The sequence below is a fragment of the Gordonia sp. HS-NH1 genome (genome assembly GCF_001418765.1).
GTDB lineage: Bacteria > Actinomycetota > Actinomycetes > Mycobacteriales > Mycobacteriaceae > Gordonia.
Genome location: NZ_LIYC01000012.1, coordinates 97,127 through 123,395 on the forward strand (window position 1 = coordinate 97,127; position 26,269 = coordinate 123,395).

General features: G+C 67.5%; 26 protein-coding genes. 14 read left to right on the forward strand and 12 right to left on the reverse strand.

Going from position 1 to position 26,269, the window contains the following annotated elements; translation table 11 throughout:
* The first annotated feature begins 214 nt into the window (after positions 1-214).
* Positions 215-766: a hypothetical protein gene (locus AMD30_RS11095; RefSeq protein ID WP_010843357.1), complete on the forward strand. Its 552-nt coding sequence runs from the start codon at positions 215-217 to the stop codon at positions 764-766.
* Between the two features lie 9 nt (positions 767-775).
* On the opposite strand, the gene AMD30_RS11100 is transcribed toward AMD30_RS11095, so the two are convergent.
* Both AMD30_RS11100 and AMD30_RS11105 read right to left on the reverse strand, forming a co-directional pair.
* The gene (locus tag AMD30_RS11100; RefSeq protein WP_055475662.1) at positions 776-1,546 is read right to left on the reverse strand and encodes a deoxyribonuclease IV; all 771 of its coding nucleotides are present in this window, start codon (positions 1,544-1,546) and stop codon (positions 776-778) included.
* Between the two features lie 114 nt (positions 1,547-1,660).
* Positions 1,661-1,876, reverse strand: coding sequence for a hypothetical protein (locus AMD30_RS11105; protein WP_014928319.1), 216 nt, complete (start codon positions 1,874-1,876; stop codon positions 1,661-1,663).
* A gap of 234 nt (positions 1,877-2,110) precedes the next feature.
* On the opposite strand from AMD30_RS11105, the gene AMD30_RS11110 reads away from it, so the two are divergent.
* The 4 genes from AMD30_RS11110 (at position 2,111) to AMD30_RS11125 (ending at position 5,317) form a co-directional block, all read left to right on the forward strand.
* Positions 2,111-3,394 carry a phosphatase PAP2 family protein gene (locus AMD30_RS11110; protein WP_010843360.1) on the forward strand — a complete coding sequence of 428 codons (1,284 nt, stop codon included), beginning with the start codon at positions 2,111-2,113 and terminating at the stop codon, positions 3,392-3,394.
* 17 nt (positions 3,395-3,411) lie between these two features.
* Complete coding sequence (locus tag AMD30_RS11115; RefSeq protein ID WP_035717679.1) at positions 3,412-3,888, forward strand: hypothetical protein; 477 nt, start codon at positions 3,412-3,414, stop codon at positions 3,886-3,888.
* A gap of 104 nt (positions 3,889-3,992) precedes the next feature.
* Positions 3,993-4,649 (forward strand): DUF305 domain-containing protein, encoded by a 657-nt coding sequence (locus AMD30_RS11120; RefSeq protein WP_055475663.1) that lies wholly within the window; start codon positions 3,993-3,995, stop codon positions 4,647-4,649.
* Between the two features lie 281 nt (positions 4,650-4,930).
* Positions 4,931-5,317, forward strand: coding sequence for a nitroreductase/quinone reductase family protein (locus AMD30_RS11125; protein WP_010843363.1), 387 nt, complete (start codon positions 4,931-4,933; stop codon positions 5,315-5,317).
* Between the two features lie 113 nt (positions 5,318-5,430).
* Here the strand turns inward: AMD30_RS11125 and AMD30_RS25005 are convergent, their stop codons facing one another.
* From AMD30_RS25005 to AMD30_RS11140, 3 genes are all read right to left on the reverse strand, one after another.
* Positions 5,431-5,967 (reverse strand): hypothetical protein, encoded by a 537-nt coding sequence (locus tag AMD30_RS25005; protein WP_055475665.1) that lies wholly within the window; start codon positions 5,965-5,967, stop codon positions 5,431-5,433.
* A 40-nt stretch (positions 5,968-6,007) separates the two neighbouring features.
* Positions 6,008-6,550: a hypothetical protein gene (locus AMD30_RS11135; RefSeq protein WP_055475666.1), complete on the reverse strand. Its 543-nt coding sequence runs from the start codon at positions 6,548-6,550 to the stop codon at positions 6,008-6,010.
* A gap of 278 nt (positions 6,551-6,828) precedes the next feature.
* Entirely contained in the window at positions 6,829-7,161 is a 333-nt protein-coding gene (locus AMD30_RS11140; protein ID WP_055475667.1) for a cupin domain-containing protein, read from the reverse strand.
* A gap of 170 nt (positions 7,162-7,331) precedes the next feature.
* Between AMD30_RS11140 and AMD30_RS11145 the strand changes: the two genes are divergently transcribed.
* Positions 7,332-8,243 (forward strand): LysR family transcriptional regulator, encoded by a 912-nt coding sequence (locus AMD30_RS11145; protein WP_084817245.1) that lies wholly within the window; start codon positions 7,332-7,334, stop codon positions 8,241-8,243.
* Between the two features lie 270 nt (positions 8,244-8,513).
* Here the strand turns inward: AMD30_RS11145 and AMD30_RS11150 are convergent, their stop codons facing one another.
* The gene (locus AMD30_RS11150; protein ID WP_055475669.1) at positions 8,514-9,548 is read right to left on the reverse strand and encodes an aldo/keto reductase; all 1,035 of its coding nucleotides are present in this window, start codon (positions 9,546-9,548) and stop codon (positions 8,514-8,516) included.
* A 105-nt stretch (positions 9,549-9,653) separates the two neighbouring features.
* Here AMD30_RS11150 and AMD30_RS11155 point away from each other — a divergent pair, with 105 nt between their 5' ends.
* Both AMD30_RS11155 and AMD30_RS11160 read left to right on the forward strand, forming a co-directional pair.
* Positions 9,654-10,343 (forward strand): TetR/AcrR family transcriptional regulator, encoded by a 690-nt coding sequence (locus tag AMD30_RS11155; RefSeq protein ID WP_055475670.1) that lies wholly within the window; start codon positions 9,654-9,656, stop codon positions 10,341-10,343.
* A gap of 205 nt (positions 10,344-10,548) precedes the next feature.
* Positions 10,549-11,289 (forward strand): alpha/beta fold hydrolase, encoded by a 741-nt coding sequence (locus AMD30_RS11160; RefSeq protein WP_231632686.1) that lies wholly within the window; start codon positions 10,549-10,551, stop codon positions 11,287-11,289.
* A 61-nt stretch (positions 11,290-11,350) separates the two neighbouring features.
* Here the strand turns inward: AMD30_RS11160 and AMD30_RS11165 are convergent, their stop codons facing one another.
* Together AMD30_RS11165 and AMD30_RS11170 are read right to left on the reverse strand one after the other, a co-directional pair.
* Positions 11,351-12,421: a DUF4185 domain-containing protein gene (locus tag AMD30_RS11165; RefSeq protein ID WP_055475672.1), complete on the reverse strand. Its 1,071-nt coding sequence runs from the start codon at positions 12,419-12,421 to the stop codon at positions 11,351-11,353.
* A gap of 77 nt (positions 12,422-12,498) precedes the next feature.
* Positions 12,499-13,377, reverse strand: coding sequence for an acyl-CoA thioesterase domain-containing protein (locus AMD30_RS11170; RefSeq protein WP_055475673.1), 879 nt, complete (start codon positions 13,375-13,377; stop codon positions 12,499-12,501).
* A 107-nt stretch (positions 13,378-13,484) separates the two neighbouring features.
* Between AMD30_RS11170 and AMD30_RS11175 the strand changes: the two genes are divergently transcribed.
* The gene (locus tag AMD30_RS11175; protein WP_055475674.1) at positions 13,485-14,072 is read left to right on the forward strand and encodes an HdeD family acid-resistance protein; all 588 of its coding nucleotides are present in this window, start codon (positions 13,485-13,487) and stop codon (positions 14,070-14,072) included.
* A 94-nt stretch (positions 14,073-14,166) separates the two neighbouring features.
* Here the strand turns inward: AMD30_RS11175 and AMD30_RS11180 are convergent, their stop codons facing one another.
* Positions 14,167-18,042 (reverse strand): Pls/PosA family non-ribosomal peptide synthetase, encoded by a 3,876-nt coding sequence (locus AMD30_RS11180; protein ID WP_055475675.1) that lies wholly within the window; start codon positions 18,040-18,042, stop codon positions 14,167-14,169.
* A gap of 158 nt (positions 18,043-18,200) precedes the next feature.
* On the opposite strand from AMD30_RS11180, the gene AMD30_RS11185 reads away from it, so the two are divergent.
* The 3 genes from AMD30_RS11185 (at position 18,201) to AMD30_RS11195 (ending at position 19,930) form a co-directional block, all read left to right on the forward strand.
* Entirely contained in the window at positions 18,201-19,175 is a 975-nt protein-coding gene (locus AMD30_RS11185; protein WP_014928303.1) for an alpha/beta hydrolase, read from the forward strand.
* A 4-nt stretch (positions 19,176-19,179) separates the two neighbouring features.
* The gene (locus tag AMD30_RS11190) at positions 19,180-19,572 is read left to right on the forward strand and encodes a YidH family protein (protein WP_055475676.1); all 393 of its coding nucleotides are present in this window, start codon (positions 19,180-19,182) and stop codon (positions 19,570-19,572) included.
* A gap of 76 nt (positions 19,573-19,648) precedes the next feature.
* Positions 19,649-19,930, forward strand: coding sequence for a hypothetical protein (locus tag AMD30_RS11195; protein ID WP_014928301.1), 282 nt, complete (start codon positions 19,649-19,651; stop codon positions 19,928-19,930).
* 147 nt (positions 19,931-20,077) lie between these two features.
* On the opposite strand, the gene AMD30_RS11200 is transcribed toward AMD30_RS11195, so the two are convergent.
* From AMD30_RS11200 to AMD30_RS11210, 3 genes are all read right to left on the reverse strand, one after another.
* The gene (locus tag AMD30_RS11200; RefSeq protein WP_055475692.1) at positions 20,078-21,994 is read right to left on the reverse strand and encodes an ABC transporter ATP-binding protein; all 1,917 of its coding nucleotides are present in this window, start codon (positions 21,992-21,994) and stop codon (positions 20,078-20,080) included.
* Between the two features lie 100 nt (positions 21,995-22,094).
* On the reverse strand, positions 22,095-22,826 hold the full coding sequence (biuH, locus tag AMD30_RS11205) for a biuret amidohydrolase (RefSeq protein WP_055475677.1): 732 nt from the start codon (positions 22,824-22,826) through the stop codon (positions 22,095-22,097).
* A 44-nt stretch (positions 22,827-22,870) separates the two neighbouring features.
* On the reverse strand, positions 22,871-24,244 hold the full coding sequence (locus AMD30_RS11210) for a cytosine permease (protein WP_055475678.1): 1,374 nt from the start codon (positions 24,242-24,244) through the stop codon (positions 22,871-22,873).
* Positions 24,245-24,429: 185 nt separating this feature from the next.
* On the opposite strand from AMD30_RS11210, the gene AMD30_RS11215 reads away from it, so the two are divergent.
* Positions 24,430-25,122, forward strand: coding sequence for a GntR family transcriptional regulator (locus tag AMD30_RS11215; RefSeq protein ID WP_055475679.1), 693 nt, complete (start codon positions 24,430-24,432; stop codon positions 25,120-25,122).
* Between the two features lie 134 nt (positions 25,123-25,256).
* On the forward strand, positions 25,257-26,267 hold the full coding sequence (fgd, locus tag AMD30_RS11220) for a glucose-6-phosphate dehydrogenase (coenzyme-F420) (protein ID WP_010844846.1): 1,011 nt from the start codon (positions 25,257-25,259) through the stop codon (positions 26,265-26,267).
* Positions 26,268-26,269 lie beyond the last annotated feature (2 nt).

Genomic DNA, 26,269 nt, shown 5'->3' on the forward strand with positions numbered 1-26,269 from the left:
CTTCGGCCCGGTCCGATCGCTCACGAGATGTTCGCGTACCGGCCGGGACGAGGTGACTGTTCGGCTCAAGCTAAGTTACTCGCCGGTAACCACCAGAATAGACCGAACTCCCGGTCTGATCAATCGGAAGATGTGTGATCTGCGCCGGCGGCGACTTCGACACGAGAATCTCCCAACGCCGACGCGCGGGCCGGATCTGCGCTCCAATGACTGAATGGACAGAGCCCGCACCGCCGGACGCCGAAACGGCGTGGTCATCTCCGCTAGCGTCGTCGCCGCGGTACTCGCCCTGGCCGCGGGGCTGCTGGTCAGCGTCGCCCCCGCGGACGCGGCGCCCACGCCGAGGTGGGACGGCGTGTACTCGCTCAAGAGGTTCGCGGCGTCCAAGACCGGCACCAGCCTCGCGGCCCGACAGCGCGAACCCGATTTCTCCGACGACTACACCTTCGCGACCGACTGCGTGCGGAGCCGATGCGTCGCGACCGTCGTCGGAGGTCCCAAGCCGGCCAATCCGACGTTGCCGCAGCCGCCGCGATACACCTGGCAGAACGGTTCGTGGGTGCATCGCTACAGCTGGCAGTGGGACTGCTGGCAGGGGGTGGGCGTGCCCAAGGTGTGGCGGCCGGCGCGGTCGGTCGCGACCTACAAGCCCCAGAGCGACGGCTCGCTGAAGGGTGTGTGGCGGACCACCATCTACGGCGGGCCCTGCCGGGGGACGGTCGTCATGAACGTGGCCGCCTATCCGGTGCGGGTTCCGACCTCGTGAGGTGAACGCCTACAGCGCCTCTCGCAGATAGGCGAGATCGTCCGGGATGCCGTCCCCGGGCGTCTCCAGGATGACCGGAGCGCCCGCCGCCTCGGCGACCGCGACGAGGACCTCGGGGTCGATGTGCCCCGACGCGAGGTTGGCGTGACGGTCGCGACCAGAGTCGAACTCGTCGCGAGAGTTGTTGAGGTGCACCAGATCGATCCGGCCCGTGATCTGGCGGACCCGCTCCACGAGCCCGACCAGATCTTCGCCGCCGGCCCAGGCATGGCAGGTGTCGAGGCAGAATCTTGCCTGGTCGAAGTCGCCGACGGCCTCCCACAGCCGGTCGATCGACTCCAGGGTGCGTGCCATCGCGTGGTCTCCGCCCGCGGTGTTCTCGATCAGGATCGGGACACCGAAGCCGCCCTTGTCGACCTGACGGTCGAACAGCTTGCGCCAGTTGGCGAATCCCTCGGCACTGTCCTCGCCGTCGCGCAGGTGCCCGCCGTGGACGACGAGTCCGAAGGCGCCCAGCTCGGCGGCGGCCGCGGCCTGCTGTTCGACGGCCTTGCGTGACGGCATCCGCAGCCGGTTGTTCAGGCTCGCGACGTTGATCTGGTAGCTGGAGTGCACAACGACGTCGATGTCGGATTCGCGGAACTCCGCCGCGCGGGGGTTCGGCTGCGGCTTCTTCCAGCTCTGGGGGTCCGTGACGAACATCTGGAAGACGTCGATCCCGAGCTCGGCGGCCGTGGCCAGGGGATCGGCGTCCTCGCGAAGATGTGCTCCGATGCGCATGCGACAACGATAGTTGCCCTCACCGAGGGTCGGACGCCCCCGTCGACGTCGATCGGCGGACACGCCGTGGGCGCCGGAATTCGTCCCGTCGTCTCTGAACCCCTGTCCGGGGCGTCACTCACCCATGCACGGCTCGGTCTCGATGGTGATCGGCACACCGGGTGCGATGAGGAGCCGGCACGGTGCCGCGCTGTCGTGATAGAGGTTCAGCCACTCGTGACCGCGGGTCCCGTCGGCGTACACGGCGTCGAGAGTGCGGTTGAGGCGGGCCTCCGCCTCTTTGTTGATGATGTAGCGCTGATCGCCGTAGCGCAGGTAGCGATTGGGCACCGAGGCCTCCTTCAGGGGATCGACGAGTCCAGTGTGATCCACAACACCCCGTCGGGCGAGGCGTCCGCGAAAACCGCTCTCGGCGCGCGTGGGCTGGGCGGCGCCGCGCCGAAACCACTCGAATCCGACATGCCTGACCGTCGGGGTCGCTCGCCAACAAGAGATGGCCATTACACTGACGGCAGGTTAAGTGGGTGGTTGCCCTGCGGGGTGTGACAGGCGGGGTTGTGTCGGGTGAGTGTCGACGAGACGATGGGCGTCCCGCAGCCGGGCAGACCTTCAAAGCGCGACGAGCGCCAGAATCCCGAGACGACCGCCGAGACCGACCCCTCGCTGGACACCGAACGTGAGGACGCTGATCGCGAGGACACCGGTCCCGCGGGTGTGAATCCGGTCCTCGACGACTTGGCCGCGGCCGCCGAGATGGAGGCCGACCCGGAGAGCCGCCGCGACCTGACGATGGTCCGGCGCATCGCGATCGGCGCCTGGGTCGTGCTCATGGCGGTGCACGTCGCGCTCTATGGCCTCGCATTCGACCGCACGCGACTGATCGTCCTGATGTGCCTGGGACTCGCCGCCGCCTGTATAGGCCGGCGCAAGTTCATCACGATCCTCATCGACTGGGCGCCGTTCGCGCTGATCCTGATCCTCTACGACTGGACGCGCGACGTCGCGCGCATCGTCGACATGCCCACCCATTGGCATCTGGCGATCGATTTCGACGCTTGGCTGACCGGTGGTGTCAATCCCACGGCGTGGCTGCAGGAGAACCTCAAGCAGGCGACCCCGCCCTGGTGGGAGGTCATCGTCAGCGTTGTCTACATGTCCTACTTCATCATTCCGTACGCGGTCGCGGCGGTGCTGTGGCTGAAGGACCGGGCCGCATGGCGACGTTACGCGGCGTGCTTCGTGGCGACGACTTTTCTCGCCCTCGTCGGATACACCCTCGTCCCGGGTGCTCCGCCGTGGGCCGCCGCGCGATGCACCGCGGCCGAGGTCCAGGACTTCCCGCGCGACCCGATCTGCATGTACTCGCCCGAGGCGAAAGAACCCGGCGGGCTGCTCGGGCCGCTGGACAACGCGTACCCGGACGCCAATCCCTACGTCGAACGCATCTCCGCGCGGGGCTGGGGCTTCCTCAACATCCACGCGGCCTCGAACCTCGTCGAGGTCGGTCAGGGCAAGTCCAATCTGGTGGCCGCGATCCCGTCGCTGCACGCCGGTCTGACTATGCTCCTGGCCCTCTTCATGTGGCCACGCGTGAAGGCGCTGGGTAAAACACTGTTCATGGGCTACGCCTTCGCGATGGCGTTCGCCCTGGTGTACACCGCCGAGCACTACATCTTTGACATCGTGCTCGGGTGGGCGCTGGCCGCCGCGGTGGTGGCAACCTACCTGGTCATCGACCGCAAGATACTGATCCCACGACAACGACGGCGGGCTGCCGAAGAGGCTGCGGGGGAATCGGGAGACGATTCGGTCCCCGACGGCGCCAGGGCGTCGACGCCGGCGTCGTGAGCTCGTAACCTGGCACCGTGAGCCGCCGCCGTGGAACCGGTCGCGGTGCCGTACGCCGGCGCCGCGGGCTGGTTCTCGTGCTCGCGCTCGCCGTGATGCTGATGCACACGGTGGTGTCGGGTCACGCGGGTTCGCCGGCATCGTCCGCTTCGGCAGCGGGTCATTCCCAGGCCGGGCCTTCCGGCGGCGACAGCGGGATGTCGCACCACGCCGGTCATTCGGCGCACACCGGGTCGTCGACGATGAGCGCCGCGCCGGAGATGACCGGCCCGGAGATGACCGACACCGACGACTGCGGCGAGCACTCGCACGACTGCGTCTTCATCCGCGCGGCGGGCGTCGATCTCCCGGCCGTGGTGCTCGTCCTCCTCGTCTGGTCGCTCGCGGCGCTGCCGCGCATCGCCGACATCGCTCGCCGCCGAACGACAGTCCTGGGTCGGCCACCGCCGTGGGCCATCTACTCCCATCTGCAACTACAGGTGATCCGCTGCTGAGACGAGCGTCTGCGGACCGCCGGGTCCGCTCTGTCCTCATCTCTCTCCCATCCGGCCGGCCGTCGCGCCCGCCGGATACTCCGACAGCAGCAAGGAACTCACTCATGCACACGTACAACACATCTCGACGCCGTACCCGGGCAGCGGCGGGAATCGGGCTGGCCGCGGCGGCACTCATCGCGGTCGCCGGGTGCTCGCCGGACGACTCGCCGGGTGGCACCACAGCCGGTGCCACCTCGACCCCCGGGTCGGCGACGACCTCCGCGCCTGCGTCGGCCGCTCACAACGAGGCCGATGTCGAATTCACCTCGACGATGATCGGACATCATCGCCAGGCCGTCATGATGGCCGAACTCGTCGAAGGCCGAACGGACAACGCGGAACTGATCGCCCTCGCGTCGACGATCGAGAAGGCCCAGGACGCCGAGATCGAGCAAATGGAGGACCGGCTCGAGAGCTGGGGCGAGCCGGGCGACGACCACGGGGACATGGGCCATGGGGACATGGGCCATGGCGGTCACTCCGCGATGCCCGGCATGCTCACCCCGGACCAGATGGCCGCCCTACGCGACGCACGCGGTGGGGAGTTCGACCGGCTGTGGCTCGAGGGCATGATCCGGCACCACGAAGGCGCCATCGCGATGGCCGATGCGGTACTCGCCGACGGCGTCGACCCCGCGACGAAAGCCCTTGCCCAAGAGGTCAAGAGGGCCCAGCAGGCCGAGATCGACCAGATGAAGGGGATGCTCGGCCAGAGCTGATCGCCCCAACCGACGACGCCGGGGCGGTTGTGTCCGGAAACGGACGTCAACCGCCCCGACGTGTCGGTGGGTCACCTACCGACAGGCGGCAGGACGAGTTTTCGTATCGACTGAGTTAGGACCGTAACTGTCCTAACTCGACGACACACTCGGATCATGAGTGAAGCGAACCGACTGCAGGACAGCCCGATCAGACCAATATCACCGACTACGACGATCCGAACGCGCCGTGGAACCAGGCGTGGGAACAAGAGGGCGGCATCGCCAACTGGAACGATGATGTGATCAAGGAGTTTCGTGAGAACGCGGGCAAGGTGGCCGGCGCTTATGCAGGCGTCGACCTCATCCTGCTCACCACCATCGGGGCCAAGAGCGGGAAGCCACACACGACTCCACTGGGACCCTGTTACCGCGGCGACACCATGTACGTGAGCTCGTTCATCGAGGACAAGTACCCGGCTTGGTGGTACAACATCAAAGCGAATCCACAGGTCAGGATCGAGTTCCGGAACAAAACCCACCAGGGGGCCGGCAAGGTGCTCGAAGGCGTGGACTATGACGAGTTCGCAGCCTGGGTGCTGGCCAACAACCCACTGCTGGCGGACTTCCAGTCCAAGGTCGAGCGCCCCATCCCGCTGGTCGTGCTCACCATCGCCGGCGAGGGCTGAGCCCCCCCCACGTGACCTGAGCGCGGGGAGTTCGGCGTTGTCTCACGCGGCAATCGGATCTGGCGCGCCTGGGTCGACCACAGCCACGACGGTTCGGACGCTGAGGAGGTGTCTCAGGAGGTGAGTCGGACGGCGCCGAGGCCGGAGCATTCCATGTAGGGCACGGTGGTGCCGCCTTGGTAGCAGCCCCAATTTTGTCCGGCGACGGTGACTGTGATGGGGAACTGGGCGCCGGCGGTGCGTTGGGCGCCCAGGGCCGATGACACCGATTGGGCGGTGGCGCAGTCGGGTCCGAAGGCCCATACGGCCAGGCCGTTGTAGCCGGCGCCGCAGTAGGTGCCTGCGGCTGAGGGTTCGTTGGGGTCGGTCGGGCGTTCGGCGGCTGGGGGTGCTCCCTGGTCGGGTGCGGGACCGCTCACCTCGGTGGGCTGCGGTTGATCCGGGGCGTCGATGCCGGTTTCGGCGCCTGGGGTACCGCCGGGAGCTGCGGTGGATTCACCGGCCGCCGATGTGCTGGTGCTGCCCGTGGCTGCGCTGCTCGACGCTGACGGTGACTGGGGTGGGGTGTCGGTGGGGTCACTGGTACAGCCGGCCAGTGCGAGTGCCGTGGCGGCGGCCGCGACGGCGGTGAGTGTGCGGATATGCCTCATCGGTTGTGCCCCTTGCTGTCTGTGTGGTGGGTCGTAGGGGTTAGGGCACGAGGAGTGCGTTGAGGCCGGGAATGATGTTGTTGGCCACGGTGCCGCTGTACTGCTCGCGCAGTACGGTCACGGTCGCTACGACGGGTCCTGCCCCGGTCGGTGCTGATGCTGTGGTGGGCAGGGTGGAGGGGTATCCCGTGAGGGGGATGGTGCCGAGGGCGAAGTTCGGTCGCTGCCAGTGCCTCAGGTTCACCGTGCCGGTTGCACCGGTGGTGAGGTTGCGCCACGCCACTTGCACGTACTGGTAGGCGTAGAAGGTGTTGTAGTGCGCCAGGTTGGCGACCGCGAATGACACCGATGATCCGGCGGCGGGTCGGGCGGTCACGAGGGTCTGGCGAAACAATCCACCTCCCACATAGCCCGGGCCGACATTCGGGCCGCTGATCGCCGGGAGGGCGAACGTCAATTCCGGTGCGGCGACCGGGGTTGCGGGGTCTGGGGTCGCTGATGCTGTCGGAGCGATGGCGATCGATACTGCTGCGGCGCCGGCCATGGCGATCCCGGCAACGGTTGCTCGGATGCGGTGGAGCATGGGTGGGTCCTCACTGTTGAAGAAGCAAAGATGGAAGGAAGTGCAGCAATACTTTGCTACATCGAACCCCCTGTGATGATGGTCGCCCCCGCCTCGCTGGGTGTTACTGAGTCGGGTGATCGAACGACGCGCGCGGGTGGGCACTTGCGTGCGAGCGGTACTGCCGACGACCGCGGTGATCATGTATTCGTGTGCTGGCAGGCGACGCAGACCTGGCGTGACGGAGGCGGCTAGCGGTCACCGGTAGACAACTTCGAGTCAGACTGGCACCACCAGAACTAGATTCGGAACACCGAGAGATACGTCGCATCCTCCAGAACCGTAAAGTCGTCGTGGTGTGAGCCGATGGCTGCGACATAGCCTCCGCCGCTGGTCATCTCAAGGCCCTGATTGCGCAGGCGCCCGCTCACCACATACGAGAACTCAGTCGAGGTGTGTTCGTGCGGCGAACCGCTGTAACCCGCCCGCGCCTCGACAAACACGAGCATGTAGCCGTCACCGGAAGCGAGAACCTTGGCCCTGGCGAGGTTGCCCTCGCCCCACGGCACCCAGTCTGCAGTGCCATTGGGATTGATATCCCAACCGGCCGCCAATAGTGAGGAGGTGTCCATAACGCGTTCCTTTCGGGTCGGATTATTGAAAAAGGCACACTTTCACCAGCGTCAAACCGCCCGGCGAGGCGGATCTTCTCCTTCTGCGTTCTGCACACGCATCATGTTGCGGCCGGGAAATCATTCATGTCTATTTCGCAACCGTCCCTATGATCGTTTACCTTGTCTGAATGATTGATGTCCTCGGTCTACGGGTGCTTGTAGCGGTCGCTGACGTAGGCAGCGTGACGGGGGCAGCGCGAGAACTCGGGTATAGCCCGTCGAACGTCACCCAGCACCTTCGACGCCTGGAGAGGGCTCTGGGTGCAGCCATGGTTGAGCGGACCGGGCGTCGGATCATGCTCACAGATCGCGCGCAGGCCCTGGTCGAGCGTGGCCGTCACCTGCTGTTGGAACTCGACGATCTCGCCGATGGCACAACGTCTGTCCCATCTGGCTCGATCGACGTCGGCGCTTTTCCCACGGGCTTGCGCGGCCTGCTCATTCCCGCTATCGCCGAGCTCGCCGAGGACTACCGGGCCCTGAAGATTCGACCCCGCGAGCTGGAGCCGGACGAGGCTCTGAACCTGCTCCGCGCGGGCCGTCTTCACGCCGCGATCATCAAGGAGTGGGGAGCGATCCGACCGCATGATGACGAGATCGTGCACGAGCAGATTCTCGGTGTCGACCCCGTCGACGTCCTCCTGCCCGCGCAGCATGCGCTGGCACGAGCAACTTCGCTCACGCTGCAGGATCTGGCCGAGCAGTCGTGGGCGCTCACGCCCCGCGAAGATCCTACCTACCGTGACTGGTTTACCAGCCATCAGAATGTTCTCGCCCTTCGGCCAACAGCGATCTACGAGGCCAGCGAGTTCGCCTCTCTGGTCAGCTTCGTCGAGCACGGCCTCGCCATCACCGCGCTGCCCCGGCTCGGGCGCGCCCCACTCCCGAGCACCGTGGTTCCGGTGCCACTGAGTAACCCAGACGCGAGCCGGACGATATCCATTGCGATCCGCCGGACCTCGCAATCCTCCCAGAATCTGGCGTCGCTCACCGCGGCGCTTCGCGAGCAAGCAAGCAAGGCCCTCACCCAGACACGGTGAACTCCGGCCTACTAGGGGGATCGCGAAACTACCCGGCATTGCCGAGTTTCCGGTGATGGTCTCGCGAAAGGGACCATCGCAGACATCGACACGTCCACGCCCCTCGAAATCGCATCGTGGCCGCCGCCCCCTGCTTACCGGCCATACCGTGCTCGCGGACGCCCCCACCCTCGTAGCGTCTCGATCAAAGGTTCTGTGCGCGAGGAGGTGGTGGGGCAATGAGCGTCAAGGGGAGCTGAACAGTCTCCATGGCGTCCGCCGGAACGTGTGTTACACGGTGGGCGGGTTGAGCAGGGCGAAGCCTTCCTGTCGTCGGTAGGGGAAATAGGGGTAGGGCGCCTCGACTGCTGAGGCGTCGTCGAGGTAGCGGACCTGTTCGGTGGTCAGTGACCATCCGGCCGCGCCGAGGTTGTCCAGGAGCTGGGAGTCGTTGCGGGCGCCGATGATCACGCTGGACACGGTGGGTCTGCGGCTGAGCCAGTTGAGGGCGACTTGGGCGACGGTGTGACCGGTCTCTTCGGCGACGTGGTCGAGGGCGTCGACCACGGTGTAGAGGTGTTCGTCATCGACCGGTGGGCCGGCGTCTGCGGTGGAATGCAATCGACTCGTCGGTGGCAGGGGCGCGTCGCGCCGTATGCGTCCGGTCAGTCGACCCCAACCGAGGGGACTCCACACGATCGCGCCGACGCCCTCGGCGGCGGCGAGTGGCATCAGCTCCCATTCGTAGTCGCGCCCGATCAGCGAGTAATACACCTGATGAGCGACATGCCGTGGGGCGTTGCGTCGGTCGGCGGTCGACAGTGAACTCATCAACTGCCAGCCCGAGAAGTTGGACACACCGGTGTAGCGCACCTTGCCGCTGCGCACGAGCACGTCCAGGGTGTCGGTGACCTCGTCGAGGGGGGTGGCGGCATCGAAGGCGTGCAGCTGAAACAGGTCGATCCAGTCGGTGTCGAGGCGCCGCAGCGCTGCGTCGACGGCGTTGATCAACCGCGTGCGGGAGGTCCCGCGATCGGATGGGCCCGCGCCGATGGGCAACGCGGCTTTCGTCGACAGCACGACACGATCGCGCCGACCGCGTAGTGCTGCACCCAACACTTCCTCGGATGCGCCGTCGGAGTACACATCAGCTGTGTCGAACAGGGTGACACCGGCATCCAGACACAGATCGACGAGCCGGCGCGCGGCCACGACGTCGGTGTCTCCCCACGCGCCGAAGAACTCACCCCGTCCGCCGAATGTGGCGGCACCAAAACCGAATTCCGAGACCACCAGACCAGAACGGCCCACCTGCCGATACTCCATACCCACTCCTTAACGGGACAACAGAACCATTAGCAACAATACCTGCCGAACACCATAAAGGGAACTTGGTTCCCGATAAGGCGAGCGCGGTCGTAGTATCGAGTCATGGCTCAGTCCCGCCCGAGTGCCGCTCAGGTCGCTGTTCATCCGGTCGTTGCTCGCCCCGGCGGGCGCACCGCTGCAGTACGCAAGGCGGTGCTGACCGCGACTGAAGACGCGCTCATCGAGCACGGCTTCGCCGGAATCGACCTGCCCTCGATCGCTCGGTCGGCGGGGGTGGGAAAGACCACGATCTACCGCCGGTGGGGGACGCCTCAAGCGCTGGTGGCCGACCTGCTCGATGACATGGCCACAGCATCGGTGTCCGCGACACGAACCGGTGATCTGGACGCCGACCTGAGCGCCAACGCCGAACTGCTCGTACGGACGCTCACACACCCACGTCAAGGGCCTCTGTTCGCTGCGCTGATCGCCGCAGCCACCCACGATCGGGACACCAAGACCGCACTGGCCAAGTTCTACCGGCGACGCGTCGAGGAATGGTCGCTACCGATCCTCGACGCCATCGACCGCGGCGACGTTCCCGCAAACACCGACGTGACAGCCGTCGTACGCCACCTGTCATCGCCGCTGTACTACCAATTTCTCACCACCACAACACTACTCGATGACAGTGCCGCCGAGCTGGCGGTACGCACCACACTTGCGGCATTGCATGCACACTGCTTCACTCGGTCCGGTGCCGCACCGACCTCGCCCGCAGCTGCGACGACACCCCCGCGTCCGAGGCGATAGAGCACTGACGCCCTCTTGGCGCACCTGAGTGCAGCAACCACCGCTGAGTTCGCGCGTGGCGGTCTATCCATCCCGATACCCCAGAGAGGTCGAGTTCTGACTCATGGACACCGAACTACCGCGGCCGCACTACCTCACTGTCGACGGAATACGTGTTGCGACGTACGTTTTCGAGCCCACGCACCGGGCCGTTGGAGAGGTTGTGATGTGTCACGGCACCCCGTGGTCTGCGCATGTGTGGGCTGAGGTAGCCCGCCATGTCGGCCGCGATCACCGCGTGTTCCTATGGGACATGCCGGGATACGGCCAATCGATCACCCCCGATGCGCCACTCGACCTGACAGCCCAGATGTCGAGATTCGCCCAGGTGCAGTCGTTGTGGGGCGTTTCCCGGCCGCATGTCGTTGCTCATGACATCGGCGGTGCGGTCGCGTTGGGCGCACATCTACTCCGCGATTGCGGGTATTCATCGTTGTTTCTCTGGGACATCGTGACCCTCGATCCATGGGGATCACCGTTCTTCCGCCTGGTCGCTGACCATCCAGAGGTGTTTGCTCAACTTCCCGACGCGCTGCACGCCGCGCTGGTACGCGAGTACATCGCCGGAGCCATACCCCACGGACTGCCCGCAGAGCAGCTCGATGCGCTCGTCCAGCCATGGCTCGGCGGGAACGGCCAAGCCGGCTTCTATCGGCAGATCGCGGCCCTGCGACCAGAGCACACCAGGCCCGTCGTGGAACGACTGTCACAGGTACGGTGTCCCACCCGCATCGGTTGGGGCGCCGACGATCCATGGATTCCCGTCGAGCAAGCCACCCGGTTACAACAGCTACTACCCGGCCGTCCCGACCTGGTCACGCTCGACGGCGTCGGTCATCTCGCCCCCGTGGAATCCGCGGCGCAAGTCGCCCAAGCCATCGACGACTGGCTGGGAGGATTCGCGTGAACCGACCGACACGGGACGGTGATGTCCATCTCCCGACGTGTCGGGGGTGGGCAGTGGTAGGTCAGCCGCGGCGCAGCGGTAGCCGCATCAGGTAGACCTGGTACCCGATGGAGATCGAGTAGGTGAAGTAGAGGGTGCTGCCCTTCGACCACGGGTGGATGTAGGGTGCGTAACCCGTGTACGGGTCCACCGAGGGTGCGACGATCTCGCCGGAAGTCCATGGGCCCCAGGGCTTGTCGGCGGTGCGCAGGGTGACGCCGACATCCTGGCTGGCCAGTGAGATGTACTTGCCGAGGTAGTCGTTCCACTGCACCGACAGCTCGCCTGTCGGCGCACCCATCACCGGGGTGGCGGCATCGGGGTTGTTCGGTACCCAATTGCCGTAGGAGAAGTACTGCCACTTCCCGAGCTTCTCGATGTCCTTCTCGTCGACGCGTGCGAGATAGACCCCGCCCCAACGTCCGTCGGGCGTCCCGTAGTAATAGATGGTCTTGCCGACCTTGAGGAAGGCGCCCATCTGGAACTTCTTGTTGCCGCCCCCGTTGGGACGGAACGAATTCACCGCACGCCAGTTCTCCCCGTTGTCGGCGGAGGACACCAGACCGGCCCAGTTGGTGGTCCAGATGCCGGGCGAGTCCCAACGTTTCACCGACATCACGGTCATGTACTGCTTGCCGTTGGCGGCCACACCCGCGGTCGGGATGATCGTGACCTCGCGGCGGACGTTCGGCTTCAGCAGACGCTTCGCATGGCCGGGGCGGCCGGCATGCGAGGTGAACGTCATCCCGTCGTTCAGATGCCTGTCGGTGCTGCGGAGCAGGACGTTGGACCGCCAGTAGAAGAGTTCGCCGTACAACAGGGACCACCCGTTGAACGACTGGGTGTCGCCGAACGCGGTGAGTATCTCGCCGCGACCGTTGTCCCACATGACACCGAGATCGGTACCGACGATGTTGAACCGCCCGATGGTGTCGTTCATCGCGAACGGGCCGGTCAACCGGTTGACGATGGTCGCCGGACCATTGGCATACCGGGCGGCGTGCGCGGGTGAGGCGGCCAGGGTGGTCGTCAAGGCCAGGGCCAATACGGAGACGACAAGACCCAGGAAGAGCCGTGAGAGGCGCCGTGTCATGGCCGTGACCTTATCAAGACCTGAGATATATGTGTGAGGTGCACTACGGTGCTTCGCGAGGCTCAAGAAGTGCGGGCTCAGGCTTCCCGGTACCGCTCCGAGGTGTCCACAGTGGTGAAGTCGATCTGCGCCGCCGCGTTGTTCACCGCGGTCACGAGCGCGGTCCCGAACATCCCGTCCGCGTCGTAGAGGCCCGCGTTGCTGACCGAGACACCGTCGTCCTCGATGTGGGCGTCGGCCTCGACGCCGACCCGCTCACCCGACGGCAGCCGGCTCAGGGCGACGGTCAGATCACAGTTGATGAAGCCGATGCCGCTGGTGCCCCAATTCGACACGAGGCTCGCGGACTCGGCGCTGATGACGGCGCGCTGGAACGGGGTGAGTTTCTCTCCCGCCACGATGGGCGCGGCACGGGACCACATCCGCTTACGGCGTCCGTTCTGGTGGTTCGCCATGTCCCGCTCCCACTCGCCGATGGTGTCGTCCGCGGCGTCGGAGGCGAACCGGGGTGACAGGTCGTCGTCGGAGGCGATCTCGGGTGGGCGGAAGGTGGTCGTGTCCGCGGATCGATGCCACCGCTGTACAGGCGGGTTGGTCGAGGTGCGCAGGAATACGGTCGTACCACGGGCGACGACCACCTCGTCGGAGCCCTCAGGATGCTGCACCACGTCGACGTCGACGACCCGGATGCGTCCGCCGGACCGGACGAGGCGGACCCGCGTCGAGGTGACGATGTCGCGCGCCGCCTTGAAGAGGTCGATGGTGCACCGTGCTGGTACGAATTCGTCGTCGCCGAACTCGGTCTCGACCGCACGCGCGGCGAGTCCGCACACCGCCGGACCGTTCAGGGTGCCGGGTGCCCACAGGCTGGCCGCGAAGGTGGTCGGTCGGTACCGGATTCCCTCGTCAGGCCGGCCGGTGCCGCTGATCGGCTCGAAGAAAGCGATAGTGGTCATCGTTACTTGTTACCCCCTGTTCACCCGCATCGACGACGACGGTCGGGTTTGTGCCACTCCTGCGCGAATAGCGCGCCGAATCCTCCAGTGCCGGATAACCTCCGACCATGACTTTCGCCACGGTGTACACCAAACACTTCCCCGACGAACTGGTCGGTGCCGTGCGCACGGCACTGATCATCACGTCGATCGTCGGCATCGTGATCGGCGTCATCGCGATTCTGTGGCCCGGGCCGACCATCGTCGTCGTCGCGCTGCTGTTCGCGATCTCGCTGATCATCGCCGGCATCTTCCGCATCTACCAGGCCTTCGCGGCATCGTTCCTGAGCACCGGGGTCCGAGTGATGCTGGGCGTCGTCGGCGCAATCGTGCTGCTGGCCGGCGTGATCGCATTGTTCAGCCCGGGCGATGCCGTGTGGCTGCTCGCGGTGTTCATCGGGATCGGCTGGATCTTCCAGGGGGTCGCCGACCTGTACGCGGCGATCACCAAGTCCGGTCACTCCCCGACCTGGTTCCTGATCCTGTCGGGCGTCGTCGCGATCATCGCCGGCATCGTGATGATGGTGCTGCCCGCGTTCTCGCTCGAGGTGCTCGCATGGGTCGGCGGCATCATGCTCGTCGCCCTGTCGATCGCCACGCTCCTCACGCTGCCCAAGAAGGTCGAGCAGCCGGCCGCCGGAGAGGCCGCGGTCTGATCGCACCCCTCTGCCGGTTGAGCTTCCCTCTGCCGGTTGAGCTTCCCTCTGCCGGTTGAGCTTCCCTCTACCGGTTGAGCTTGTCGAACCCCCGTCAGCGCGGCCAGGGAGCGATGGGGTTTCCCTGCCAGCGGGTGTGCGCCGGGACGACATCACCACGCATGACCAGCGACGCGGGTCCGACGGTCGCCGAGTCGCCGAGTCCGGATGCGGGGAGGGCGACGCAGTGCGGGCCGAGGGTCGCACCCGCGCCCAGGGTGACGCGATCGATGGCCATCACCCGGTCGTGGAACAGGTGGGTCTGCACCACGCAGCCGCGTTGCACGGTCGCGCCGTCGCCGAGGGTGACGAGGTCGGCCTCCGGCAACCAGTAGGTCTCGCACCAGACGCCGCGACCGATCTTCGCGCCGAGCATCCGCAACCACAGGTTGAGGATCGGTGTACCGGTCGCGGCGTTGGCGAACCAGGGGGCCGCAACGGTTTCGACGAAGGCGTCGGACAATTCGTTCCGCCAGACGAACGAACTCCACAACGGATGCTCGCTGACCCTGATGCGTCCGACGACGAGCCATTTCGCCGCGGCGGCGGTGACACAGGCGATCGCGCCGACGACCAGCAGCAGCAGGCCGCTCACCAGGGCTGCGACCCCGTAATGCACGTGTACCGCCACATATTGCAGCGCGAGCAGCAGGCCGATACCCAGCCCGAACGACACCATGACGGGCACCAGGCGCAGCGTCTCGATGAGTGAGCGGGCGACCTTCAGCGTGGCCGATGGCTCGAAGGTGCGCGAGGTGTCGGTCTCGGCGGCGGTCCGGCGCAGACGTACCGGCGGGCTGCCGAGCCAGCTCGACCCCGACTTCGCCCGGTCAGGCGTCGCCGAGAGCACCGCCACCAGACCGTTCTTGGGGACCTTGCGGCCGGGACCGGTCATGCCGGAGTTGCCCAGGAAGGACCTCTTGCCGATCTTCGCCTCGTCGATGTGCAGCCAGCCGCCACCGAGTTCGTAGGACGCGACCATCGTGTCGTCGGCGAGGAAGGCGCCGTCGCCGATGGTGGTGAACCGGGGGAGTACGAGTGCGGTCGAGATCTCGGTCCCCGCACCGACCTTCGCGCCGAGGATACGGAACCAGATCGGTGTCAGCAGGCTCGCGTACAGCGGGAACAGGTAGGTGCGCGCGGCGTCGAGGAGGCGTTCGGTGATCCACACCTGCCAGCCGACGCGGGAACGCACCGGGTGGTAGCCGGTGTTCAGGCCCAGCGAGGCGAGCCGGACCAGGGCCGCGGTGATCGCGGCGAACACGAACAGACTCGTGACGGTGGCCGCGGGCAGCAGGATCAGCGCGCGAATCCCGGCGTCCCGCAGGCGGTCCGCGGTCAGTGCCCAGGACCCGATCACCGCCAGGCCCGACGCCAGCGAGATCAACGGGATCGCGGCCAGCCCCAGTGAGGACAGGCCGAAGACCGGCACCCACCACGTCGCCCGTGGGGGCCGGTGGTCGGGCCAGGGATGTTCGGCCTTCCCGATCTTGACCGCGGGCGAACCGGCCCAGTGTTGGCGGGCCTTGACCCGGCCGAACACCGCCGACCCGGGGGCGACGACGGCGTCGCGTCCGACGACCGCGCCCGGGGTGAGCGTCGACCGGGCGCCGATCGACGCCCCGCGTTTGATCGCGATCTCACCGATGTGGACGTCGTCGCCGTCGATCCACCAGCCGGAGATGTCGACCTCGGGTTCGACGGACACGCCGTCGCCGACCGTGAGCAGCCCTGTCACCGGTGGGATGGTGTGCAGGTCGACGCCGCGCCCGATCGTCGCACCGAGCGCCCGCGCGAGATAGATCATCCACGGCGCCCCGGACAGATTGGCGGCACCGCTGGCGTCGAGGAGCCGCTCGGCCACCCACAGCCGCACGTGCACGTTGCCGCCGCGTGGGTACACGCCCGGAGAGACGCGGGCGAGGAGTACTCGCGCGCCGATGGCCGCGATGCACATGCGTCCGGGTGGGGTGATGAAGACCAGGAACGCCGCCAGCAGGACCCACCAGTTGATCTCGACCAGCCACTCGACCGTGCGGTCCATCCGCTCGGCGGTGAGGACCGCGAGGTTGTTGACCACGCCGAGCCACGTCGCCCACTGCAGTCCGGTGAGCGTCGTCAGCGGGAGGGTCAGTGCGAGCTGTGCCAGCCCGGCCGAGCGCGGGGTCGGTTCGATGTGGCGTTCGTCGATGCTCGTCGTCGGGCGCCGGGCGTCGAGCATCTCGGCCATGGAGCCCAGGCGCGGGTGGTCATAGAGATCGGCCACCGAGATGTCGGGATACCGTTCGCGGACAGCGGTGACGAGCTGTGCCGCGGCCAGTGATCCGCCGCCCTCGGCGAAGAAGTCGACATCGGGGCTGGAGACGGTCAGACCGAGGACATCGGTCCACAGTTGCGCCAGCCACAGCTCGGTCTCGCTGAGTTCTACGTCGTCATCCACTGGTCTGCCGCTGCCTGGCAGGGGCCAGGGCAGCGCATCACGATCAACCTTTCCCGAAGTGCGCGTGGGCAATTCGTCGACAAGGGCAAGAGTGGGCACCATGGCGGCGGGCAGTTGGCGCCGCAATTCGGCGTGCGCGCCGGCCACGTCGAAGCCGGGGTCGGCGGACACGAGATAACCGACGAGCAGGCTGTTGCCGGCCGCGGATTTGCGGACCGCGGCCGCTGCCCCACTCACCCCGGGCAGGTTCTGCAGCGCGTTGTCGATCTCGCCGAGTTCGATGCGCCGGCCGCCGACCTTCACCTGGTCGTCGGCGCGGCCCATGAACAGCAGGCCCGCGGTGTCCAGCCGCACCAGATCGCCACTGCGGTAAGCACGTTCCCAGCCGAGCGTCGGCATCGGAGCGTACTTCTCCGCATCCTTCGCGGGATCGAGATACCGGGCCAGGCCGACGCCGCCGATCACCAGTTCACCGACCTCGCCTTCGGCCACCGGTTGGCCCTGGGCGTCGACGACGGCGAGATCCCAACCGCGCAAGGGTAATCCGATGCGTACCGGACCACCGCCGCCCAGTGGTGCGGCGCAGGCGACGACCGTCGCCTCGGTCGGGCCGTAGGTGTTCCAGACCTCACGGCCCGGGACGGCGAGCCGGTCGGCGAGCTCGGGCGGGCAGGCCTCGCCGCCGAAGATCAACAGCCGCACCGCTTCCAGGGCTTCGGGCGGCCACAGCGAGGCCAGCGTGGGCACCGTCGACACGACGGTGATGTCCCGCGCCACCAGCCACGGTCCGAGGTCCATGCCGCTGCGTACCAGCGAGCGCGGTGCGGGTACCAGGCACGCGCCGTTGCGCCACGCGAGCCACATCTCCTCGCAGGACGCGTCGAAGGCGACCGACAGCCCGGCCAGGACCCGGTCGTGGGGGCCGATCGGGGCGTCCGGGAGGAACATGGCCGCCTCGGCGTCGACGAAGGCCGCGGCGTTGCGGTGGGTGACCGCGACGCCCTTGGGCTTGCCGGTGGACCCGGAGGTGAAGATGATCCACGCATCGTCGTCGGGTGTGGGGCGGGCCGGGGGTTCCGCAGGCGTCGAAGCGGTCGACCCCGTTCTCGTCGAACGGGGTCCGTCCGCGTCGACGATGGCGTCGACGTCGGCCTCGCCGAAGACGAGCTCGGCGCGTTCGTCCGGGTCGTCGGCGTCGACCGGCACGTAGGCGGCGCCCGCGTAGAGGGTTGCCAGGATCGCGACATAGAGGTCTCGCGAGCCCGAGGGCATCCGGATGCCGACCCGGCTGCCACGCCCGACGCCGGCCTCGCCGAGGCGCGCGACGGTGCGGCGGACCACGGCCAGCAACTGGCCGTAGGTCAGGGTCATCTCGCCGTCGTCGATGGCCGCCGCGTCCGGGTGTGCACGGGCGGTGGCGGTGAGTACGTCGCAGAGGGTGCGAGGGGGGTCTGCCTGCGCAGACAGCAGGAACTGGGGTGGGATCGGCACCTAACCGGCACCTGCCGGGCACATCCGCGATGGGGTCACGAGTCCGAGAATATAGCCGACGAAGGTGACCGACCGGCCTCGACACAGTGAACGCGGTCGCCGATGAACGGACTGAAACGTGTGGCTCCGAGGTGTAGTTTCGGGCCAGGAGGAATCTGATGCCCATCGTTCACCACCGTCGGCCCAGCCTGCGGTCGTTCCCCATGTGGCTCGGTGCACGTGTGCTCCTGAAGCCGACCCTGGCGTTGTGGCCGGTCAACAAGCCGGGACTCGCCGGTCTCTTCCTCATCGACCGGCTCATCGCGATCGGACCCAAGCCCCGGGGCGTGGTCCGCGAGCAACTGGTCCTCGCCGGCCGGCCTGCGGAACTGATCATGCCGGTCGGGCCGTCGCGCCGGGACAGCGACACGGCAATGCTCTATCTGCACGGTGGCGCCTTCGTGGTGTGCGGGCTCGGCACGCACCGCTCGATCGCGGCGCGGATGGCGCGGGCGTGTGAGGTGCCGGTGTTCTCGCTCGAGTACCGCCAGCTGCCGAAGGCGGGTGTCGGTACGTCCGTCGTCGACGCGGTCGACGCCTACGCCGAACTGATCAACGAGCGCGGGTTCCGTCGCGTCATCGTCGCCGGGGATTCCGCCGGCGGTTTCCTGGCCGCCAAGGTGGTCGAGGCGGTCGCGGCCCGGGACCTCCCGACCCCGGCGGCCCTGGTCGGGTTCTCGCCGCTGCTCGACATGGATCTGGGTACTCATCCGGACCGGTCCAGCCGTTCCGACGCCTACCTGCCGAAGACCAAGATGGCCCGGCTGGCGCCGCAGTTCGACAGGGGCCCGATCCCGCTCTCGGGTGTGCGACGCATCGTCGACGCCGACCTCGCGTCGTTTCCGCCGACCGTCCTGGTCGCGGCCGAGGGGGAGATGCTCGAGCCCGACGTCATCGACCTCGTCGAATCGCTCGACGAGGCGGGTGTCACCGCGGTGGCCCACATCTACGCCTGGCAGATCCATGCATTTCCGGTGCTGAGCTCGCATCACCCGGAGACACTGGACGCGGTCGAGGTGACCGCGGCCTTCGCCACCGACGCGATCCGAGAGGGCAAGACCACTGACGAACGAACGGGCAAGCGCGCCGGCTGACGACGTGAACACCCCGACCCCGGCGAACCCGGGCACCGCCTACGCCGACGAGTTGGAGACCAGACCCCCGGGCGCGGTGGACGCCCGGTTCACCCTGGCCGCGGAGCGCACGCTGCTCGCGTGGGTCCGGACCGCCCTCGGATTCATGGCGGCCGGGATCGCCGTCGTCTACCTGTCGCCCGACGAGACCACCCCGCTCATCGACGTCGCACTGGGCGTCCTGATGGTCGGGCTGGGTGCTTCGCTGGCCGTACTCGGGGCCTGGCGATGGCGACGGACGACGCGCGCGCTGGTCACCGGAGGCGAGATGCCGGGCCCGAAGCAGGTCATGCTCGTGGTCGCTGCGATAGTGGTGGTGGCGGTCCTCGTCGCGGTGGTCATGGTGATCCAGTCCTGACCTCGCCGTTCACCACGACACTCCTACCTTCGGGACGGCCGCGACACTCAGCCGTCCACCATCCAGGGAGATCGACGTGACCACCGGCCCCGACTTCTCGCGGAGCGCGCAGACGTTCTCGATGACGCTGACCATCGTCGGCGCGACCATCCTCATCTTCTGCATCGGCTGGCTGACCGTCGGCTGGTGGCAGGAGGGCCGGTGGTTCTGGGTGGCCGTCGGGATCGCCGTGGTCGTCGTGAACGTCGTGCTGATCGGCATGCAGCTCCGGCGCCGCCTCGGTGAGCGGGTCAAGGACACCGACGACCGCCCCCGGCGCCGCGGGTTGATCGACAACTTCGACGACCTCGACGACTGAGCCCGCCCCTGCTCCCTGAGGAGCGGGCGGAGCTTGCGGAGCCCGCGTTGCCCCTGCTCCCTGAGGAGCGGGCGGAGCTTGCGGAGCCCGCGTTGCCCCTGCTCCCTGAGGAGCGGGTGGAGCTTGCGGAGCCCGCGTCACGAAGGGTCACGCCGTCAGCGAATCCGAGTCCTCGGGATCGTCGTCGGCGAACTGGGTGCGGTAGAGCTCGGCGTAGCGACCGTTGCGGGCGAGGAGTGTCGGGTGATCACCGCGTTCGACGACGCGCCCGGCTTCGAGTACGACGATTTCGTCGGCAGCCCGGATCGTCGAGAGCCGGTGTGCGATGACGATCGAGGTCCGACCCTCGAGTGCTTCACCGAGTGCTTCCTGGACCGCAGCCTCCGACGTCGAGTCGAGATGCGCGGTGGCCTCGTCGAGGATCACGACCGACGGCTGGGCCAGGAGCAGTCGGGCGATCGTCATCCGTTGGCGCTCACCGCCGGACAGCCGGTAGCCGCGTTCGCCGACGACGGTGTCCAGCCCGTCGGGAAGTGATCCGACGAGGTCGTCGAGCCGAGCTCGCCGCAGCGCGTCCCAGATCTCGTCGTCGGACGTGTTCGGCCGCGCGAGAACGAGGTTCGCGCGAATGGAATCGTGGAAGAGATGCCCGTCCTGGGTGACGAGGCCGACGGTCCGGTGGACCGACGCGGTCTGCAACTTCCGGATGTCCACCCCGGCCAGCTGGATCGACCCCTCGTCGACATCGTAGAGGCGGGTCGCGAGACTCGCGATGGTCGACTTACCCGCACCCGAACTCCCCACGAGGGCCACCATGCTGCCGGCCGGAACATTCAGGTCGACGTTGTGCAGAACCGTCGTCCCGGCTCGATTGTCCAGTTGGGCAACCTCTTCCAACGAGGCCAGGGACACCTTGTCGGCCGCCGGATAGGCGAACGAGACGTCCTCGAACCGGACGGACACCGGCACGGGTCGGCCACTCTCGGTGCCGGGCACCGCGATCGCATCCGGCGCGTCGGTGATGAGGGGCCGCAGGTCGAGCACCTCGAAGACGCGCTCGAAGCTGACCAGCGCACTCATGATCTCGACGCGGGCATTCGCCAGGGCCGTCAGTGGCGCGTACATCCGGGTCAGCAACAGCGCCAGCGAGACCACCGCGCCCGCGGACAGGTGATCCTGTACCGCAAGCCAACCGCCGAGCCCGTAGACCAGGGCGAGGGCGAGCGCCGACACCAGCATCAGCGTCGTCATGAAATACGCCTGCAGCATCGAGCGGCGTACCCCGATGTCGCGGACGCGGTCGGCGCGTTCGGCGAATTCCCGGGACTCGAGATCGGGCCGCCCGAACAGCTTCACCAGCGTGGCGCCGGGAGCGGAGAAGCGCTCGGTCATCTGCGTCGACATCCGGGCGTTGTGCTCGGCGGCCTCGCGGGACAGCGCGGCCATCCGCCGGCCCATGCGCCGCGCCGGTACGACGAAGACCGGCAGCAGGATCAGCGCGAGCAGCGTGATCTGCCAGCTGATCGCGATCATCACGGCGAGGGTCAGGGTCAGCGTGACGATGTTGGAGACGACGCCCGACAGGGTGTCGCTGAACGCGCGCTGGGCACCGATGACGTCGTTGTTGAGCCGGCTCACCAGCGCCCCGGTACGGGTACGCGTGAAGAACGCGACCGGCATCTGCTGCACGTGGTCGAAGACGGCGCGACGCAGATCGAGGATGAGGCCCTCGCCGATGTTCGCCGACAGCCACCGGACCCCTATCCCCGCGGCGGCCTCGGCGACGGCGATCAGCGCGATGGCGACCGCGAGTCCCACGATCATCGCCTCCGAGCCGCCCTCGGTGATGAGGTTGACCACCCGGCCCGCCAGCAGCGGGGTCAGGACCGTCAGCACCGCGGTGAAGACCGACAGGACGAGGAAGAAGGCGATACGACGCCGGTGCGGGCGGGCGAAGTCGCCGATCCGGCGAAGTATCACCCGGCGGTCGCCCCGCAACCGTTTGCTGCTCGGCTGGGTGGAGGACTTGTACATCATGTCCCAGGCCACGGACTGCATGCTCATGCCGTCCACGGTAGAACTTCAAGTTGGCTTCAAGTCCACTCTGTTCGCTGCCGGAGGAATCCTCCGGCAGCGAACACACCGCCCCGCAGGGACGAGAGCGCTATCCGGCGAGCGCGTCGGCGACCCCCGCGCCGAGCACGTCGAGGAGGTCCGACGACGCGGCGACGGCGCCGAACACACCGCCCTGCATCGTGACCATGTTGAGCGCCGCCTCGTGGTTGGCGGGATCGGTCGCACCCGTGCAGTCGGAGAGGATCAGACATTCGTAACCGCGGTCGTTCGCCTCGCGCATCGTGGTGTGGACGCAGACATCGGTCGTGATGCCGGTGAGGATGACGTGCGTGATCCCGTTGGTGCGCAACACGAGATCGAGGTCGGTCGCGTAGAACGCGCCCTTGCCTGGCTTGTCGATGACGATCTCGCCGTCGAGCGGAGCGACCTCCGGCACGATCTGCCATCCCGGTTCGTCGCGGATGAGGATGCGCCCGCAGGGGCCGGTGGAGCCGATCTCGGCCCCGATCCGTCCCGACCGCCAGCGCTTGTTGGCCGGGAGGTCGGACAGGTCGGCGCGGTGACCTTCCCGGGTGTGGATGATCGTGAGGCCGGCGTCGCGCGCCGCGGCCAGGACCCGGGCGGTCGGCTCGAGCGGTGCCCGCGTCAGCGACAGGTCGTAGCCCATCGAGTCGACGTAGCCGCCGGGACCGCAGAAGTCGGTCTGCCAGTCGATGCAGAGGAGTGCGGTGGAGGCGGGGTCGAACCCGCCGTCGTAGGGCCACGCATACGGCCGTGCGCCGCCGATGGTCGAGAATTCATGTGGTGCAGCAGATGTCATGGTCGATTCCTGGTCGGGGGTGTGCGGATGTCGGGGGTGATCTGTCACACCGGCGCCGAGGTGGTGTTCTCGGCGGTGACGTCCGGCGTCGACGACGTGGCGGACGTCCGCCGGCTCAGAAGTGCCGCGAGGGCGCCGGACACGACGATCCCCACCGCGACGACACACAGGGCCGGGGCGACGTAGTGGGTGACGAGCGCTGCGATCGCACCGGCGCCCCACGCGATGAACGCCGTTGCGCGCCAGGGTGTCGGGGCGTCGGACGACGCGGCCCGCCTGGTCAGCGGCAGCACCTGGTCGACGATGAGGACCGCCCCGAGCGGTGGGACGACGACGCCGAGCAGGTTGAGCCAGTCCTCGAAGTGCTGCCAGATGCCGGCGACGGCGAGCGCGACGCCGATGGCGCCGAGTCCGACGGTGAGCACGCGCATCCGGATGCCGGTCAATTCGCTCCAGCCGACGGCGCCGTTGTAGAGGCAATGCGTGCACACCGAACCCAGGTTGATGAACACGAAGGCGACCGCGATCGGCACCAGCACGCCGCCGTTGTCGATGAGGATGCCGAGGAACCCGCCGCCGTTGGTGGCCGGATCATCCCCAGCGCCCATCGCCACGATGACGCCGCCGATGGTCAACGCGACGGTGTTGCCGACCGGGAAGGCGCTGAACGCGGCGAGGAATGCCTGCTTGCCGTTGACCGACCAGCGGGTGAAATCCGCTGTCATGGTTCCGGAGTCGGCGAACAGGGCGACCACGAGCGTGACCGCGGCTCCGAACGTGAGCGCGGTGACCCCCGCTCCGCCGGTGTAGGAGGCGAACTCTCCGGCGCCGGGTGCGGACGAGGCGTCGACGATGGCGAGAACGCCGAGGATCAGATAGAGCGGTGCCGCGACGATCCCGATCACGGTCAGTGCCCGGATGCCGAGCAGGGTCGCCGCGACATACCCGATGCCCGCGATCAGGGCGATCAGCGTGGCGTTCCACCCCATGCTTGCCTCGAGCGTCGATCCGGTGAGACCGGTCTGGAAGGCGAACCAGCCGATCACCACTGTGGTGAGGAAGGCTGCCGGGATGCGGTAGCCCTTGGCGCCGAACGTGCGGGCAGCCATCAGCGCGAAGTTCTCGCCGGTGCGGCCCGCCTGGTAGCTCAGCAGCCCGACGTAGGCCATCAGGATCAGATTGCCGACCGCGATCGCGGCCATACCCGGCCAGAACCCGAGCGAGTACACGATCATGCCGCCGAAGACGGCGCAGGTGAGGATCATCGGGAACCCGAGCCACACCGACGACACCGCGAAGAGCGATTTGCGCGCCGATGCCGGTACCGGCCGGTCCTCGTACTCGTCGAACGCCGACGTATCGCCGTCGGCGTCGTCAGGGCTGGTGCCGGCGACCGGTATGTCTGAGGTGGATCTCATGGTTCCTCCCGAACCTCGTTGCAGGTTCCTATAGGAAACGCCGGAGGCGTCGCGCTCCCGTTGCAGCTTCGTTAACAGCCGATTAATCCGCATAGTCCGCGGTACAGCGAGCGCGATCTCGCGCGGTGGTGACGGCCCGATACGCACCTCTGCGCGAGACGACCGTCGTCATATAGGATCTCTGCATGATCGAGCGTGCCCCCGTCGTGGGCGCCACCCCCGCGCCTGCCGACCGGATCCGCGCCGACGTGGAGGAGGCCATCCTCTCCGGACGGCTTGCGCCGGGCACGAGGATCAACGCCGACGAGCTCGCCCGCGAGTCCGGGGTCAGTCACATCCCGGTGCGGGAGGCCCTCCGGTCCCTGGAAGCCGAGGGGTGGGTCGTCCGTCGTCACAACCGCGGGACCTACGTCCGGGACCGGGACTCCGCCGAACTGTCGGACCTGTTCGAGGCGCGGCTCATCGTCGAGCGGAAAGCGGCGTGGCTCGCAGCGCAACGACGGACCGCGGCGCAACTCGACGATCTCGTGCGGATCGTCGAACGTCAGGACGCGACGACCGATGACGCAGTGCTGTCCGCGATCAACTGCGACTTCCACGTCGGCCTCGCCGGTTGTGCGCACAACCGTGTTCTCGAGTCGATGGTCGCCGACGTGAACAAGCGGGTTCGCTTCTACTACCTGCCGACCGCGGGCCGACGGCACGGCGTCTCGGTGGCCGAGCATCGCGCGATTCTCGACGCGGTGCGCGACCGCGACTCCGAACGTGCGGCCGACTTGCTGGAGCTGCACATCGCCGACACGAGAGCAGGAGCGTCCCGGACGCTCACCGCCGGTGAGGTAGATGAGGCGGGCACGGCCGGAAGGCAGGCCGGCTGACGCGGCGGCAGGCTGGCGACGCCGGGGTTCCCACGCATGCTCTACGTTGGTATGCGAGGTCACAACACGATTCGGCCGACTGACAGACCGGCCCGGGCCGGCGATGGGGGCCGGTGGCAAAGGAGCGAGGCGACATGGCAGAACTCAAGCTCGGTTTCAAGGCGTCGGCGGAGCAGTTCGATCCGCGCGAGCTGGTGGAGATCGCGGTCGCGGCCGAAGAACACGGCATGGATTCGGTTGCGGTGAGCGATCACTTCCAGCCCTGGCGGCACAACGGCGGGCACGCGCCCTTCTCCCTCGCGTGGATGGCGGCGGTCGGTGAGCGCACCAAGCGGGTGCAGATCGGCACCTCGGTCATGACCCCGACCTTCCGCTACAACCCCGCGGTCATCGCGCAGGCCTTCGCCACGATGGGTTGCCTGTACCCCGGTCGCATCATGCTCGGCGTCGGAACCGGCGAGGCACTCAACGAGTACGCGACGGGATTCCAGGGCGAGTGGCCGGAGTTCAAGGAGCGCTTCGCGCGCCTGCGTGAGTCCATCAAGCTGATGCGCGAGCTGTGGACCGGCGAGGAAGTGAACTTCGACGGCGAGTACTACCACACACAGGGCGCGTACATGTATGACGTTCCGGAGCAGCCGATCCCGGTGTACGTCGCCGCCGGCGGTCCGGTCGTCGCTCGTTACGCGGGCCGCTCCGGCGACGGTTTCATCTGCACCTCCGGCAAGGGGCCCGAGCTCTACACCGAGAAGTTGCTGCCCGCGGTCGCCGAAGGTGCGGAGAAGGCCGAACGCGACGTCGACACCATCGACAAGATGATCGAGATCAAGATCTCCTACGATCCCGATCCCGAACTGGCACTGGAGAACACGCGCTTCTGGGCGCCGCTGTCGCTGACGCCGGAGCAGAAGCACAGCGTCAACAGCTCGACCGAGATGGAGCGCCTGGCCGACGAGTTGCCGATCGAGCAGGTCGCCAAGCGGTGGATCGTCTCGTCCGATCCCGACGAGGCCGTCGAGAAGGTCAAGTTCTACACCGACGCCGGGCTCAACCACCTGGTGTTCCACGCCCCCGGGCATGACCAGCGCCGCTTCCTCGAGAACTTCGAGCGCGACCTCGCCCCACGACTGCGCAAGCTCGGCTGAGC